General features: G+C 69.9%; 14 protein-coding genes. 6 read left to right on the plus strand and 8 right to left on the minus strand.

Features of this window, described 5'->3' with window-relative positions:
• Positions 1-40: 40 nt before the first annotated feature.
• The 6 genes from ACWDX9_RS48880 to ACWDX9_RS48905 form a co-directional block, all read right to left on the minus strand.
• A complete protein-coding gene (locus ACWDX9_RS48880; protein WP_350726319.1) occupies positions 41-415 on the minus strand; it encodes a hypothetical protein in 375 nt (124 codons plus the stop codon).
• 87 nt (positions 416-502) lie between these two features.
• Positions 503-1,294 carry an ABC transporter ATP-binding protein gene (locus ACWDX9_RS48885; protein ID WP_449967854.1) on the minus strand — a complete coding sequence of 264 codons (792 nt, stop codon included), beginning with the start codon at positions 1,292-1,294 and terminating at the stop codon, positions 503-505.
• A complete protein-coding gene (locus tag ACWDX9_RS48890; protein ID WP_449967857.1) occupies positions 1,291-2,229 on the minus strand; it encodes an ABC transporter ATP-binding protein in 939 nt (312 codons plus the stop codon). The genes ACWDX9_RS48885 and ACWDX9_RS48890 overlap by 4 nt, the downstream gene beginning before the upstream one ends.
• Positions 2,219-3,217, minus strand: a complete 999-nt coding sequence (locus tag ACWDX9_RS48895; RefSeq protein WP_192792323.1) for a branched-chain amino acid ABC transporter permease — start codon at positions 3,215-3,217, stop codon at positions 2,219-2,221. The genes ACWDX9_RS48890 and ACWDX9_RS48895 overlap by 11 nt, the downstream gene beginning before the upstream one ends.
• A gap of 16 nt (positions 3,218-3,233) precedes the next feature.
• Positions 3,234-4,271 (minus strand): branched-chain amino acid ABC transporter permease, encoded by a 1,038-nt coding sequence (locus ACWDX9_RS48900; RefSeq protein ID WP_449967859.1) that lies wholly within the window; start codon positions 4,269-4,271, stop codon positions 3,234-3,236.
• Between the two features lie 634 nt (positions 4,272-4,905).
• Complete coding sequence (locus ACWDX9_RS48905) at positions 4,906-5,250, minus strand: PaaI family thioesterase (RefSeq protein WP_192794325.1); 345 nt, start codon at positions 5,248-5,250, stop codon at positions 4,906-4,908.
• 131 nt (positions 5,251-5,381) lie between these two features.
• Between ACWDX9_RS48905 and polA the strand changes: the two genes are divergently transcribed.
• From polA to ACWDX9_RS48930, 5 genes are all read left to right on the plus strand, one after another.
• On the plus strand, positions 5,382-8,072 hold the full coding sequence (gene polA / locus ACWDX9_RS48910) for a DNA polymerase I (RefSeq protein WP_449967862.1): 2,691 nt from the start codon (positions 5,382-5,384) through the stop codon (positions 8,070-8,072).
• A gap of 56 nt (positions 8,073-8,128) precedes the next feature.
• Positions 8,129-9,223: a polysaccharide deacetylase family protein gene (locus ACWDX9_RS48915; protein WP_449967864.1), complete on the plus strand. Its 1,095-nt coding sequence runs from the start codon at positions 8,129-8,131 to the stop codon at positions 9,221-9,223.
• Between the two features lie 192 nt (positions 9,224-9,415).
• Positions 9,416-10,906 (plus strand): 30S ribosomal protein S1, encoded by a 1,491-nt coding sequence (gene rpsA, locus ACWDX9_RS48920; protein ID WP_449967866.1) that lies wholly within the window; start codon positions 9,416-9,418, stop codon positions 10,904-10,906.
• 830 nt (positions 10,907-11,736) lie between these two features.
• The gene (locus tag ACWDX9_RS48925) at positions 11,737-13,254 is read left to right on the plus strand and encodes an alpha/beta fold hydrolase (protein ID WP_449967869.1); all 1,518 of its coding nucleotides are present in this window, start codon (positions 11,737-11,739) and stop codon (positions 13,252-13,254) included.
• 18 nt (positions 13,255-13,272) lie between these two features.
• Positions 13,273-13,752, plus strand: a complete 480-nt coding sequence (locus ACWDX9_RS48930; RefSeq protein ID WP_449967881.1) for a GNAT family N-acetyltransferase — start codon at positions 13,273-13,275, stop codon at positions 13,750-13,752.
• On the opposite strand, the gene ACWDX9_RS48935 is transcribed toward ACWDX9_RS48930, so the two are convergent.
• Positions 13,640-14,326: a Clp protease N-terminal domain-containing protein gene (locus ACWDX9_RS48935; protein ID WP_449967872.1), complete on the minus strand. Its 687-nt coding sequence runs from the start codon at positions 14,324-14,326 to the stop codon at positions 13,640-13,642. The two genes, ACWDX9_RS48930 and ACWDX9_RS48935, sit on opposite strands and share 113 nt — an antisense overlap.
• Before the next feature lie 32 nt (positions 14,327-14,358).
• On the opposite strand from ACWDX9_RS48935, the gene coaE reads away from it, so the two are divergent.
• Positions 14,359-14,961, plus strand: coding sequence for a dephospho-CoA kinase (gene coaE / locus ACWDX9_RS48940; RefSeq protein WP_449967875.1), 603 nt, complete (start codon positions 14,359-14,361; stop codon positions 14,959-14,961).
• A gap of 7 nt (positions 14,962-14,968) precedes the next feature.
• Here coaE and ACWDX9_RS48945 read toward each other — a convergent pair.
• Positions 14,969-15,153 (minus strand): hypothetical protein (locus tag ACWDX9_RS48945; protein ID WP_449967878.1); only part of this gene is annotated, 185 nt, incomplete at its 5' end.

The raw sequence follows: 15,153 nt of genomic DNA on the forward strand, positions 1-15,153 counted from the left end.
CCGGATGGGCCCGGCCGCCACGGCCGGGCCCTTCTCGTCGCTACCTGCAGCCCGCCACGATCTGGTCGGCGGCCACGCGGTACTGCTTGAGCAGCGCCACCTGCCGCTCCCGGGGCACGTCGTTCCTCGACAGCCCGGCGGTCGTGGTCTTGATCGTCTGCACGGCGCCCTTCAGCGAGTCGGGCAGCCGGTCGCCGAACTCCAGCGTGATCCCGCGCAACTCCGCCAGGCGGCCGATCACGGCGTCCTCGAAATATTGCCGGTCCTCCTGACCCTTCGGCTTCAGCATGAGGTTGGCGTACCCGATGGCCGAGACCACGCGGGCGCAGGGGCTGTCGGTGGGATCGCCGCCGGTGCTGTATTTGGACGCGGACGAGGCGTTGCCCTGGCAGCCGACGAGCAGGACGGGAAGCATGAGCGCGACTGTCGCCAAACGTTTCACAACGCACATTAAAGAACGGCGAAGGGGCCCATGGGAGCCCCTTCGCCGTTCTCGATCGTCTTACGCCTTGGCCAGCGTGCCGAGGTACAGCTCGATGACCTTCGGGTCGTTGGCGAGCTGCCGCCCGGTGCCGGTGTAGGCGTTGCGGCCCTGGTCGAGGACGTAGCCGCGGTGGCAGATCTGCAGGCAGCGCCGCGCGTTCTGCTCCACCATGATCACCGTCACGCCCGCCTTGTTGATCTGCTGGGCCTGGATGAACACCAGGTCCTGCAGCTTGGGCGACAGGCCCGCCGACGGCTCGTCGAGCAGGAGCACGGACGGCTCGGTCATGAGGGCCCTGGCCATCGCGACCATCTGCCGCTCACCGCCGGACAGGGAGCCGGCGCGCTGCTTGCGCCGCTCCTTGAGCGCGGGGAACAGCTCGGCCACGAACTCGAAGCGCTCCTTGAACTTCCCCGGCACCTGGAAGGCGCCCATCTCGAGGTTCTCCTCGATGGTGAGGCTGGGGAAGACGTTGTTGGTCTGCGGCACGTAGCCGACGCCGCGGGAGACCAGCGAGTGCGCCTTCATGTTCGTGATGTCCTCACCCTTGAGCAGCACGGTGCCGCTGCGGATGGTGACCAGCCCGAACATGGCCTTGAGCAGGGTCGACTTGCCGGCGCCGTTGGGGCCGATGATGCCGATCAGCTCGCCCTCTTTGACGTAGAGGTCGGAGCCGTTGAGGATGTTGACGCCCGGGAGGTAGCCGGCGATCAGCTCGTCGCACCTCAGCACGGCGTCCTCGGCGCCTGCCAGGTGGTCGCCGCGGTCGGTGACGGCCGCCTTCGACTGGGCCGGCTCAGGGACGGTCACTTCTGCGTCTCCTCTTCGATCTCGGCCTCCAGCGCCGCCTCGGCCTCGTGAAGCTGGGCCTCCAGCTCGGTCTCCGAGAGCGGCGCGTCGTGGTGGGCGCCCAGGTAGGCGTCGATCACGCGCTCGTCGGACATGATCGTCGAGGGCGGGCCCTCGGCGATGACCGCCCCCTGCGCCATGACGATCACCCAGTCGCTGATGTCGCGGACCATGTCCATGTCGTGCTCCACGAACAGCACCGTCATGCCCTGCTCGCGCAGGTCCTTGACGTGGCCGAGCAGCGACTGCGTCAGCGCCGGGTTGACCCCGGCCATGGGCTCGTCGAGCATGACCAGCTCGGGCTGGACCATGAGCGCGCGGGCCATCTCCAGCAGCTTGCGCTGGCCGCCCGACAGGGATCCGGCGAAGTCGTCGCGCTTGGCGGCGAGCTTGAACCGCTCCAGCAGGTCCTCGGCCCGTACCGTGATCTCGTCCTCCTGGCCGCGCCACAGGCTCGGGATGAGCGCGCGGAAGAAGCTCTCACCCTTCTGCTGCTGGGCGCCCAGGCGCATGTTCTCCATGACCGTCAGCCGGGACAGCGCCTTGGTGAGCTGGAACGTGCGCACCATGCCGGCGCGCGCCACCTTGTGCGCGGGCACGCCGTTCATGGACTTCCCGTTGAACGCCCACGAGCCGGAGTCGGCCGTGTCGAACCCGGTGAGCTGGTTGAAGAACGTGGTCTTGCCGGCGCCGTTGGGGCCGATCAGCGCGGTGATGGAACCGCGCTGGATCTCGACGTGGCCGACCTCGACCGCGGTCAGGCCGCCGAAGCGGCGCACGACGTTGTCCACCACGAGGATGGGGTCGGGCTTGGGCACGCCGGGATCGCGCGCCAGGTCCTTGAACGCCGCCAGGGCGGCCGCCTTGCGCTCGGTGGTGGTGGTTTCAGCGTGCATCGATTGCTATCTCCCTCTTGTCACCGAAGACGCCCTGTGGCCGGAAGACGAGCAACAGGATGAGGCCAAGACCCACGATGATGTAGCGGAAAGCGCCCACCTGGTTGGTGTCCATGAACGTGATGTACCCGGCGCCGACCGCCTCGGTGAGCACACCGTAGATGAAGACCAGCAGCACCCAGAAGATCATCGAGCCGACGACCGGGCCGAGCACCCGGGCCGCGCCGCCGAGGATGACCATGGTGTAGACGTAGAAGGTCGTCTCGGTGCCGAAGACGTCCGGCTGCACGGAGGCGAAGGCCAGGCCGTAGATGAAGCCGCCGAGCGAGCCGATGACGCCGCCCAGGATGAGCGACTGCATCTTGTACGAGAAGACGCTCTTGCCGAGGCTGCGCACGGCGTCCTCGTCCTCGCGGATGGCCTTGAGCACGCGGCCCCACGGGCTCTTCATGAGCAGGTAGACGATGCCGCAGCAGATGGCGATCAGCGCCCAGCCGACGACCAGCACCCACAGGACCCGGTTGTTGAAGAAGATCGGCACCGGGCCGAGGTTGAAGCCGTAGTCCCCCTCGGGGAACGGGTTGAGGGCGTAGAAGCCGTCGGAGAAGCCGCGCTGGCCGTCGGAGCCGCCGAAGACCGACTTGAAGGCCACCGAGCGGAAGACGAGCCTGATGATCTCGGCCGCCGCGATGGTGACGATGGCCAGGTAGTCGGCGCGCAGCTGCAGCGTCGGGATGCCCATGAGGATCGCCAGCAGCACGGCGGCGGCGAGGCCGACGATGATGCCGATCCAGAACGGCAGGCCCATGACGGTGACGGTGACCGCCAGGCCGTAGCCGGCCACGCCCATGAACGCGGCCTGGCCGAAGTTGAGCAGGCCCGTGTAACCGAAGTGGATGTTGATGCCGATGGCCGCGAGGGCGTACAGCACCGTGTCCACGCCGATGGCGGACTTGAGCGTGGTGCTGATGATCGTGATCCAGTCCATTCTGATCCTCCCCCGATCAGCCGATCCGCTCGCGGCGGCCCAGGATGCCCTGCGGCCGGACGAGGAGCACGATGATGAGTACGGCCAGCGCGCCGACGCTCTTGAGCTCCGGCGGCACCCACAGGGTGGAGACCTGGATGAACAGGCCCACCACCAAGGAGCCGACCAGCGCGCCGAACGCGGTGCCGAGCCCGCCGAGCGTCACGCCGGCGAAGATGAGCAGCAGGATGTCCTGGCCCATCGTGTATTTGAGGCTCTGCGACAGGCCGAGCATGATGCCCGCCAGCGCGGCGATGGCGCCGCCCGTGGTCCAGATGATCCGGATGACCCGGTCGACGTTGATGCCGGACGAGGCCGCGAGCGCGGGGTTGTCGGCCACGGCGCGGGCCGCCTTGCCGGTGCGGGTGCGCATCAGGGCCAGGCCGACGATGATCAGGACCGCGAGCTCGATGCCCATGGCGACGAAGTTCTTGGGGGCGGCCGTGATGGGGCCGACCTGGATGCCGGGCTGGGCCGTGTACTGGGCGAAGGCCTCGTTCTGGCCGCCGAAGAAGATCAGGAACACGTACCGCAGGAACAGCGCCACGCCGATCGAGATGATCATCATGGCGATGGTGCCGGTGCCGCGCCTGCGCAGCTGACCCCAGAACAGGCGGTCCTGCAGGTAGCCGAGGAAGCCGCCGACCACGACCGCGATGACGGCGGCCGGGATGATATGCAGCCCGAAGCCCACGTTGAACGCGTAGGCGAGGATCGCGCCGAGCGTGACCAGCTCGCCGTGGGCGAAGTTGGTCAGGCCGGTCGTGCCGTAGATGAGCGACAGACCGAGCGCGGCCAGGGCGATGATCAGGCCGAGGTTCAGGCCCTCGAAGGTCAGCTGCGCGGCAGTCGTCCAGAACGAGCTCTCGCCGCCGCTCTCCTGCTGCTGCCCGGGAGCGCCCTTGGCCTGGAGGGCGAACAGGACCGTCGAGCAGTTGCCCTCGAAGACGGTCGGCGTGCGGACATTGTTGCCGCCACGCACCTCCGCGTTCTTCGGAAGGCTGCTGACATCCAAGGTGACCTTGTACTTACCGGGCTTGTCGACCGGAACGTCCCAAGTGCCTTGTGCGTTGCTCGTGACCTCCTTAACGGGTTGTCCGCTCTCGGTGGTCACGGCGATTTTGGCGCCGTTCACTGGCTGGCCTTGGAGTTTGAGTGTTCCCCTCAGTCCCTGGCAATCGGCGGGCCCCGCGTGAGCGGGGCTGGCCAGCAGGAAGACGAGTCCACCCAGGAAGGCCGTGAACGCGATCACGGCTCTGCGCAATGGTGCTCCCTCAAGTAGGTCAAGGCGGGGTTGTGCCCCTCCATCTCGACACGCGCGCATCGCAGGCACAACTGGGATGCTGTGGCGGGAGCTTATTCTGGTGACGCCCGGTTCAGTATCGTTCGTCACCAATTAGTGACATGTGTGTGTCGCTGATGTGAGCAAACAACAAGCCAGGTCAGGGGCTAAATCGCCGTAGACGCCTGGCGTCTCGGCGAACGAATCCGTAACGATCGCCGTAAAACGTGGACGAGCCCGCGCGGGCGGCCTTTGGGACCGTGCAGGGCTTCCCCGGCCGCACACGTTTTCTACTGGGCCACCCCGCGGGCTCGCGTTCGGACCACCGTATCGACCTACGGGCGCGGCGCGCAAAGGGACAGGAGTTTCACCGGTCGCGCAACATGCACGTGAGACGAGAGGTGCACACGAGTTTCCCCTGCTCGTCGGTGATCTCGATGCCGTACGTCGCCAGCGTCCGGCCGCCGTGCAGCCTGGTCGCCACGCCCGTGACGTGCCCGGCGGTCGCCGAGCGGTGGTGGGTGGCGTTGATCTCGATGCCCACCGCGATGCGCTCGGGACCCGCGTGGATGGCGGCAGCCACCGAGCCCAGCGTCTCGGCCAGCACCGCCGAGGCCCCGCCGTGCAGCAGGCCGTAGGGCTGGGTGTTGCCCGCGACCGGCATGCGGCCCACGACCCGCTCGGGGCCGGCCTCGAGGAACTCGATGCCCATGCGATCGGCCAGCGTGCCCTCGTGCACGGCGCCGAGCACCGAGAAGTCCAGGGGGTTGGTCTGCGTCAAAGGGACGTCTCCACTCTTCCGAGCTCAGGTTTTCTGTCGCAGACGCAGACTAGGCTGCGTGTGTGCCGAAGAGTGAAGTGACCCCCAGCCGCCCGCGCCTCTTGCTGCTTGACGGGCATTCCCTGGCCTACCGCGCTTTTTACGCGCTCAAGGACGCCAACCTGATGACCACCGATGGTCAGCACACCGAGGCGGTCTACGGGTTCACCTCGATGCTGACCAACGTCCTGCGCGACGAGCAGCCGACCCACGTGGCGGTGGCCTTCGACAGGTCGGAGCCGACGTTCCGCCACGAGGCCTACTCCGAGTACAAGGCCAACCGGAGCGAGACGCCGGAGGACTTCCGCGGTCAGATGCAGCTCATCTACGAGCTGCTCGACATCCTGCGCATCCCGCACCTGTCCAAGGCGGGCTTCGAGGCCGACGACCTCATCGCCACGCTCGCCACCCGCGCGGCCGGGGAGGGCATGGACGTGCTGATCGTCACCGGCGACCGCGACGCGCTGCAGCTGGTCAGCGAGCACGTCACCGTCCTGATGACCCGGCGCGGCATCAGCGACATGACCAGGTTCACGCCCGATGCCGTGGTCGAGAAGTACGGCCTGACGCCGGAGCAATATCCCGACTTCGCCGCCCTGCGCGGCGACCCCAGCGACAACCTCCTGAGCATCCCGAGCGTGGGCGAGAAGACCGCCGCCAAGTGGGTGCGCGAGTTCGGCTCGCTGACCGCGCTGGTCGACCGGGTCGACGAGGTCAAGGGCAAGGTCGGCGACAAGCTGCGCGAGCACGTCGCCCAGGTGCTGATGAACCGGCGCCTCACCGAGCTGCTGCGCGACGTCTCGCTCGACGTCGACCTCGGCGACCTCACGCAGGGCGCGTGGGACCGCGAGGAGATCAACAAGCTGTTCGACTCCCTGCAGATCCGCGGCGAGCTGCGCGAGCGCGTCTTCAAGGTGCTCGGCAGCGGCGAGCAGGAGCCCGAGCAGGGCTTCGAGGTCGAGACCGTGCTGCTCGGCCCCGACCGGGTGGCCGGCTGGCTGTCGGCGATGCCCGCGGGCCGGGCCGGGCTGGCCTTCAAGGGCGCCTACGGCAGCGGCACCGGCCGCATCGACGCCATCGCCGTCGCCTCGCCCGACGGCACCGCCGCCCACATCGACCCCGTCAAGCTCACCGAGGCCGACGAGGCGGCCCTGCGGGCCTGGCTGGGCGACGAGAGCCGCCCCAAGGCCGTCCACGATGCCAAGGGGCCCATCCTGGCGCTCTGGGCGCAGGGCATGGACCTGCGCGGCCTGAGCTGCGACACCGCGCTGGCGGCCTACCTGGCGATGCCGGGGCAGCGCACGTTCGCGCTCGAGGACCTCGCCAGGCGCTACCTCCACCGCGACCTGCGGGCCGAGGAGGAGTCCACCGGGCAGGCCGCGCTGTTCGGCGACGACGAGGACGCCCCGGCCAAGGACCTCGCGCTGCGCGCCCACGCCGTGCGCGAGCTGGCCGACTCCCTGGAGACCTTCCTGGCCGGGCGCGGCGGCACCCAGCTCCTGGCCGACGTCGAGCTGCCCCTGCTGACCGTGCTGGCCGAGCTGGAGCGGGCGGGCATCGCCGTCGACGGCCAATACTTCACGGGTCTGGAGGCCGAGTTCGGGGCCGCGGTCAAGCACGCCGTGGAGGAGGCCCACCGCTCCGTCGGCGAGCAGTTCAACCTGGGCTCGCCCAAGCAGCTGCAGGAGATCCTCTTCGTCCGGCTCAACCTCCCCAAGACGAAGAAGATCAAGACCGGCTACAGCACCGACGCCGACCAGCTCGCCTGGCTGGCCACGCAGACCGAGCACGAGCTGCCGACGATCATGCTGCGCCACCGCGACCAGCAGAAGCTGCGCACCACCGTCGAGGGCCTGATCAAGGAGATCTCCGACGACGGGCGCATCCACACCACGTTCAACCAGATCATCGCCGCCACCGGCCGCCTGTCCTCCGAGAAGCCCAACCTCCAGAACATCCCGATCCGCACCGCCGAGGGCCGCCGCATCCGGCAGGGCTTCGTGGTCGGCGAGGGCTACGAGACGCTGCTGACGGCCGACTACAGCCAGATCGAGCTGCGCATCATGGCCCACCTGTCGGGCGACGAGTCGCTGATCGCGGCGTTCGAGTCGGGCCACGACTTCCACCAGGCCACCGCCGCGCGCGTGTTCAACCTGCCGCCCGAGCAGATCGACGGCGAGCTGCGGGCCCGCATCAAGGCCATGAACTACGGCCTGGCCTACGGCCTGTCCGACTTCGGGCTGTCCGGCCAGCTCAACATCCCGGTCGCGGAGGCGCGGGCGCTTAAGGAGGAGTACTTCACCGAGTTCGGCGGCGTGCGCGACTTCCTGCAGGCCATCGTCCAGCAGGCGCGCACCGACGGCTACACCGAGACGATCATGGGTCGCCGCCGCTACCTGCCCGACCTCACCAGCGACAACCGCCAGCGCCGCGAGATGGCCGAGCGGATGGCGCTCAACGCCCCCATCCAGGGCTCGGCCGCCGACATCATCAAGGTCGCCATGCTCAACGTCCACCAGGCCGTCCGCGAGGAGAAGCTGGCCTCCAGGATGCTGCTGCAGGTCCACGACGAGCTGGTCTTCGAGGTCGCGCCAGGGGAGCTGGAGCGGCTCGAGCAGCTCGTGCGCGACCAGATGAACGCCGCCTACCACCTGCGCGTCCCGCTGGAGGTCTCCGTGGGCGTCGGGCGTACGTGGGAGGACGCCGGGCACTGACTGATCATCTTTTTCGACTAACCTGGAGGAAATTTCACTAGGCGGCCAGGAGCTCTGTGCGGATTTCAGCGTCCCTCACGCGGGTCATCGGCATCGCCAACGTGGTGGTGGTAACGGTGGCCCTCGTCGGCCTGAGCCTCTTACCGTCCGAGCAGCGCCCGCACGCCAAGCCGAAAGACGTGGCCAAGGTCCAGGGCAGCGTCGCACCGCCGAGCCAGACGCCAGTGGGCGAGCCGCCCGGGGTCGTGGCCACACCCGAGTTCGCCCGGCAGGTGCACGCCAACGAGGCCGGGCTGGTGCCGGTCCTGATGTACCACCGGATCCTCCCCAAGCGGCTGGCCTCGATCGACAGGACGCCCGACCAGCTCAGGAAAGAGCTGGAGAAGCTGGCCAAGCAGGGCTACGTGCCGATCACCGCCAGAGACTTCGTCACCGGCGACATCAAGGTGCCGGCGGGGAAGTTCCCGGTCGTGCTGACGTTCGACGACGGGCACCCGAGCCACTTCGCGCTCGACGTGAACGGCAACCCCAAGGCCGGCACGGCCGTGGCCGTCCTCCAGGAGGTGGCCGGGAAATACCCGGGGTTCCGGCCGGTCGCCACCTTCTGGATCAACAGGGAGCCGTTCGGGCTGACCGACCGGGAGTCCCAGGCGGTCGCCGTCAAGTGGCTGGTCGACCACGGGTACGAGGTGGCCAACCACACCTGGAACCACCCCAACCTGCGCGTGATGCGCAAGAAGAAGGTCCGCGAGCAGATCGTCCGGCTCGAACGCCTGCTCAAGAAGCTCGGCGTGCCGGAGTCGCGGACGTTGGCCCTGCCGTTCGGGTCGATGCCGCGGCCGAAGAAACTCGCCCGTACCGGGTCCTGGGACGGCACCCGGTATGATTTCGCCGGCGTGTTCCTCGCCGGCGCGGAGCCGTCGCTTTCGCCGTACGCGAAAAAATTCGACCGGGGAGCCATCCAGCGCATCCAGAGCAACGGCAAGAAGGGCGAGTGCCGCAAGTGGTGCTCGCAGTACTGGCTGGAATGGCTGGACAAGCACCCCGGCGAGCGCTATGTCTCCGACGGCGACCCGGCCCGCATCTCCATACCGGAGAAACTGCGAGGTAAAATCGACGCCAAGCGCGGACTGCAGGTCAACGCGTATTGATTGCTCCCCGGATTGACCCCGTGGCGATGGTCTCATATGCTGATCGCTGCGCTGTGGGCTCGCGCGCGCCTCAGACGGAGCGGGCTCGCGCTCGGTCACGTCGATGTCGTAATTCCTCGGCTTGATGCGGAAGAGGGCCTGCCGCGCATCCGCCACATCGACATCCTGTCCGCGTTCGGAGCAATTCCACACATGACGTCCAGCACTGAGGCCACCTCGAGTACCCCGCAGGTAGCGGTCAACGACATCGGGTCCGAGGAAGCCTTCCTCGCGGCGATCGACGAGACCATCAAGTACTTCAACGACGGCGACATCGTCGAGGGCACCGTCGTCAAGGTCGATCGAGACGAGGTTCTTCTCGATATCGGCTACAAGACCGAGGGTGTCATCCCCTCGCGCGAGCTTTCCATCAAGCACGATGTCGACCCAGCAGACGTCGTGGAAGTCGGAGAGCACGTCGAAGCCCTGGTCCTCCAGAAGGAGGACAAGGAGGGCCGTCTGATCCTGTCCAAGAAGCGCGCGCAGTACGAGCGCGCCTGGGGCACGATCGAGAAGATCAAGGACGAGGACGGCATCGTCACCGGCACCGTCATCGAGGTCGTCAAGGGTGGTCTCATCCTCGACATCGGCCTGCGAGGCTTCCTGCCGGCGTCCCTCGTGGAGATGCGCCGCGTCCGCGACCTGCAGCCGTATGTCGGCCGCGAGCTCGAGGCCAAGATCATCGAGCTCGACAAGAACCGCAACAACGTGGTTCTGTCGCGCCGCGCCTGGCTCGAGCAGACGCAGTCCGAGGTTCGCCAGACGTTCCTCAACACCCTCCAGAAGGGTCAGGTCCGCAAGGGCGTCGTCTCCTCGATCGTCAACTTCGGCGCCTTCGTCGACCTCGGTGGGGTCGACGGTCTGGTCCACGTGTCCGAGCTGTCCTGGAAGCACATCGACCACCCCTCCGAGGTTGTCGAGGTCGGCCAGGAGGTCACGGTCGAGGTCCTCGACGTCGACATGGAGCGCGAGCGCGTCTCCCTGTCGCTCAAGGCGACCCAGGAAGACCCGTGGCAGCAGTTCGCCCGCACCCACCAGATCGGCCAGGTCGTGCCGGGCCGCGTCACCAAGCTGGTGCCGTTCGGCGCGTTCGTCCGGGTCGAGGAGGGCATCGAGGGCCTGGTCCACATCTCCGAGCTGGCCGAGCGCCACGTGGAGATCCCGGAGCAGGTCGTCCAGGTCGGCGACGAGATCTTTGTCAAGATCATCGACATCGACCTCGACCGTCGTCGCATCAGCCTCTCGCTGAAGCAGGCCAACGAGGGCGTCGGGACCGAGGTCGAGTTCGACCCGACCCTGTACGGCATGGCGGCCACGTACGACGACCAGGGCAACTACATCTACCCCGAGGGCTTCGACCCGGAGACCGGGGAGTGGCTCGAGGGCTTCGACAAGCAGCGTGAGGAGTGGGAGCGGCAGTACGCCGAGGCCCAGCAGCGCTTCGAGGCTCACCGGAAGCAGATCGAGGAGGCCCGCAAGGCCGAGGCGGAGGCCGGCGAGGCCGCTCCCTCGTCCTACAGCGGCGAGACGCAGGCTCCGGCCGGCGGCTCCTCCTCCTCGTCGTCGGCTCCGGCCAGCGGCGCGCTCGCCTCGGACGAGGCGCTCGCGGCTCTGCGCGAGAAGCTGGCGGGCGGCCAGAGCTGACCTTCGGGTCCGGCTGAGGCACAGCCTTAACTCCGGAAGGCCCCGTACCGTTCGCGGTGCGGGGCCTTCCGCACGCCTGCCCCCACCGCCGGGGGTTTGGGCCGGCCGCCGCACCAGTGCCCGCCCCCCGGCATCGGGCACCCCCGGCACCACAACCTCCCGCTGCAGGGGATTCCCGCCTTCCGCGCGCCCACCTTCCGTGCCCTCGGCTGCTCGTGCGCCCACCTTCCGTGCGCTCGGCTGCTCGTGCGCCCGGCTGTCCGTGCGCCCGGCCGCCGGGGACCGGGGCGAGAGGCGCTGGGCATCTGGGCATCTGGGCACTGGGCGAGAGACGCCGTGGGCGCCACTATGCGCGTCGCGGCACCCAGGGCGGTGGGGTGACACCGGGACGGCGGCGCTCCGCTCGCACCGTGCCACAGAGGCCCGCACGGGGGTGTCGCAGCCGCGCCGTTGGCGTGCGTCGCGGGTGGGCGGGGTGCGGTGCCGTCGGCGGGCAGCGTCATGGGCGGGCTCGTGGGGTGCGGCGCTCCGCGGGGGAGCGCTGCCGTGGCGGGGCGGTGCTGTGCGGGGGCGTTGCCGGGCGGGCGGCCCCGTTGGCGAGGCTGCCCAGGGCGGGCGAGGCGGTGCAGGTGTGGCGCCATGGGCCTGCGGCGGCTGTGGCGCGGGGGGTGTGGCGCGGGGGGTTTCGGGCGAGGCGTTGAGGGGGTCGCAGATTTTACCTTGGGTGTTGGCGAGCCCGCCGCCCGCGGCGATCGGCGCTGACAGACTGACCTGCGCTGTTGACACCACGATCGATTCCCAGGGGCGACGCATTGGGCATGGTTCAGCGGGTGATCATCCTTGCCGCAGCCGCGCTGGCGGCCGCGGCAGCCGCTTCGCCGGCGGTGAAGGGCGCGGCCGTTCCCCAGTGGCAGGACTGCGGCGACGGGTTGCAGTGCGCAAAGCTGTCCGTGCCCGTCGACTGGGCCAGGCCGCACGGCGCCCGTACCGAGATCGACCTGGCGAGGATGCCCGCGCAGGACCCGCAGCACAGCCGCGGCTTCCTGGTGGTGAACACCGGATCGGCCTCCACCGTCCAGGCCGTGCGCGCCCGGCCGGAGGGGGTGAGCGAGCTGACCAGGTGGTTCGACGTGGTGCTGGTCGAGCCGCGCGGGATCGGCGACCGGGGGAGCGCGGCCGCCGTTCAGTGCGCGGTGGCGCAGCCCGACCCGCTGCGCCTCGTCCTCGCCTCGGGACGGGCCGGATGGCGCGCCTACGCCCGCGACAACACCGCCTACGACAGGAGCTGTCGGGCCGCCGCCGGACCCGCCTACGACGGGCTCACGTCCTGGCAGGTCGCCCACGACCTCGACGCCCTGCGCGCCGAGCTGGGGGAGCCCCGGCTGCGGTATTTCGGCTCCTCCTACGGGGCCGTGTACGGGCAGGCGTACATGGAGCTGTTCCCGCACCGGACCGGGCGGATGTACCTCGAAGGCGGGCCCGACCACACCGAGCCGGACCTGGCGCAGCGGCTGACCGACCAGGCACGGGCGGCCGAGCGGCAGCTGTTCTCCTTCCGCGACTGGTGCCGCAGGCACCTGGGGTGCCCGCTCGGCGACGCCGACACCGACGCCGTGGAGGTCTACGACGCCCTGACCCGCCGCACGCCCCTGCACGCGGGCCCCGGGCGTACGGTGAACTCCCGGCGCCTCGCCGCGGCCGTCCACGCCGGGCTGGCCCCGGGGCGCTGGCCGGAGCTGGCCCGAGCCATGTCCGAGGCCAGGGAGGGCGACGCGACCAGGCTGGCGGCGATGGCCTTCGAGGCGACCAAGCGGGCCTCCGAGGCGACCAAGCGGGCATCCGAGGCGGCCAAGCCGGACACCGAGGCGGCCAAGCCGGACGCCGTGAGCGCGCCGGCGGCGCCCGCGACCGTGTCGGGAGCCATGTGGTGCCACGACTTCATGCCCGCCGTGCCCGCCTACCGGCGCTTCCTCGCGATGGAGACGCGCCTGCGCGAGGTGGCGCCGCGCGTGGGATGGGTGAGCGGCCGGTACGAGGTCGCGCGATGCCTCGGCATGCCGCGCAAGGGCGCCCCGAGCTGGCCCCCGAACGTGCCGGCCCCGGGTCACGGCCCCACGGTCCTGGTCGGGATCGGCCGGCTGGACACCGGCGCCCGGCCCGCGGAGCACATCCCCGGGGCGGTCGTGCTGTCGCACGGCGACGGGCCCGACGCGTACCTGCTCCAGGGGGTCGGCAGGCTCCGTGCCACCTGCCTGCGCACGCACGTTCACGACTACCTCGTCAACGGGACGCTGCCGCAGGAGGGCACCGAGTGCCCCGGCGAGCTCACGGCGGGCATGTATCCGTGAGGAGCGGGCGGTAGGGTGCTGCGCGTGCTGATCGAACGGGCGACCACGGCGGACGCGGGCGAGATCCTCACCCTGCAGCGGGCGGCCTACGTGAGCGAGGCCCAGCTGTACGGCGACCCGTACATCCCGCCGCTCATCGAGTCGCTTGAGCAGGTCCGCAAGGTCATCGAGGGCGGCGTCGTGCTCAAGGCGCTCGACGCCGGCCGCGTGATCGGGGCGGTGCGCGGGCAGGTGTCCGGCACGACCTGCCTGGTCGGCCGCCTGGTCGTGGCGCCCGACCACCAGGGCCGGGGCATCGGCACGGCGCTGCTGACGGCCCTGCACGAGGCGGTGCCGGAGGCGGAGGCGTTCGACCTGTTCACGGGGCACCTGTCAGGGGGCAACCTCAAGCTCTACCGCCGTCTGGGCTACCGGGAGACGAGCCGGGAGCGGATGGACGATCATCTGACGCTGATCCATCTGCGTATGCGGCCAGATCGATCCCTTCCTCAGCCGTGATCAAGACGCGGCCCAGGTCGTCGTCCACCCAGTTCCATCCCCATCGCCACTCCGAGCCCGCCGGATGGTCGGCGTTGAGCCGGTCGAGCACGCCCTGGAGGGCGGCGGCGGGCACGATGACCTGGTGGCGGCCCCGCCACGGCACGTGCACGGGCGGGTCGACCGGCGGCGTCCCGACCCCGTGCGCGCGCAGCGCCTCGGCCACCGCCGCCGGGTCCACCCCGAACAGGTGCAGCGGCGTCGGCCCCCGGTCCTCCTCGACGTCGTAGGCCAGGGCCATGAGCCAGTCCGCCGGCTCCGCCTGCCGGCGGCCCGCGGCCAGCGCCAGGCCGGTCGCGATGCCGTACAGCTTGTAGAAGGCGGGGTTGGCGAAGCCGCCCGCCCCGTGCGCGGGTCTGGCGTGGTGCGGCAGGCATTCGAGCGCGTGTGCGCGGTCCAGCCCCGCCTCGGTCAATACCCGCGCGGCCAGGGACTCGCCGGCCAGCAGGGCGAGCACGACGTGTTGCGGCCCCACCCAGTCGTCCCCGACGGCCGCGGCCTGCTCGTGCGCGGCCCGTACGATCGTCGTCTTCATGTCTACGATGATGACCCCGTAGGCTTTTTCCCGTGTTGAAGACTGGGCTCACAGGCGGTATCGGATCGGGCAAGAGCGAGGTGTCGAAGCGGCTCGCGGCCAAGGGCGCCGTCGTGATCGACGCCGACAGGATCGCCCGCGAGGTGGTCGAGCCGGACACGCCGGGGCTGGCCAGGGTGGTGGCCGCGTTCGGGGAGGGCGTGCTGCGCCCCGACGGCTCGCTCGACAGGGAGAGGCTCGGCTCCATCGTCTTCGCCGACCCCGAGCGGCTCGCCGCGCTCAACGCGATCGTCCACCCGCTGGTGGGGGAGCGGGTGGCGGAGCTGCAGAGCCGGGCGGCCGACGACGCGATCACCGTCTACGACGTGCCGCTGCTGGCGGAGAACCACCTGGCCCCCATGTACGACGTCGTCATCGTCGTCGACGCGGCCGACGAGACCCGCATCCGGCGCCTGGCCGAGCACCGGGGCATGCCGGAGGCCGACGCCAAGTCCCGCATCGCCGCCCAGGCCTCCCGCGAGGACCGGCTGGCGGTGGCCGACATCGTGATCCCCAACGAGGGCTCGCTGGCCGAGCTGGACACCCGGGTTGACGAGGTCTGGGAGGAGCTGACGAGGCGCGCCGGCCGCGGCTGACCCGTGCTCAGAAGGGCGAGTCGAGCGGCACCTGCCGCACGCCCGGCAGGTAGGGGTCCAGCTCACCCAGCTCGAACCGGGACATCCCGATCACGTGCCAGAACTGCCCCGCCGGCTCGCCGTGGACCTTGTAGCGCCCGTCGGGCGCCAGCGCCGCCCACCCCTCGGCCAGCCCGAGCAGGGTGGCCCGCC

Source organism: Nonomuraea sp. NPDC003201 (assembly GCF_053590415.1).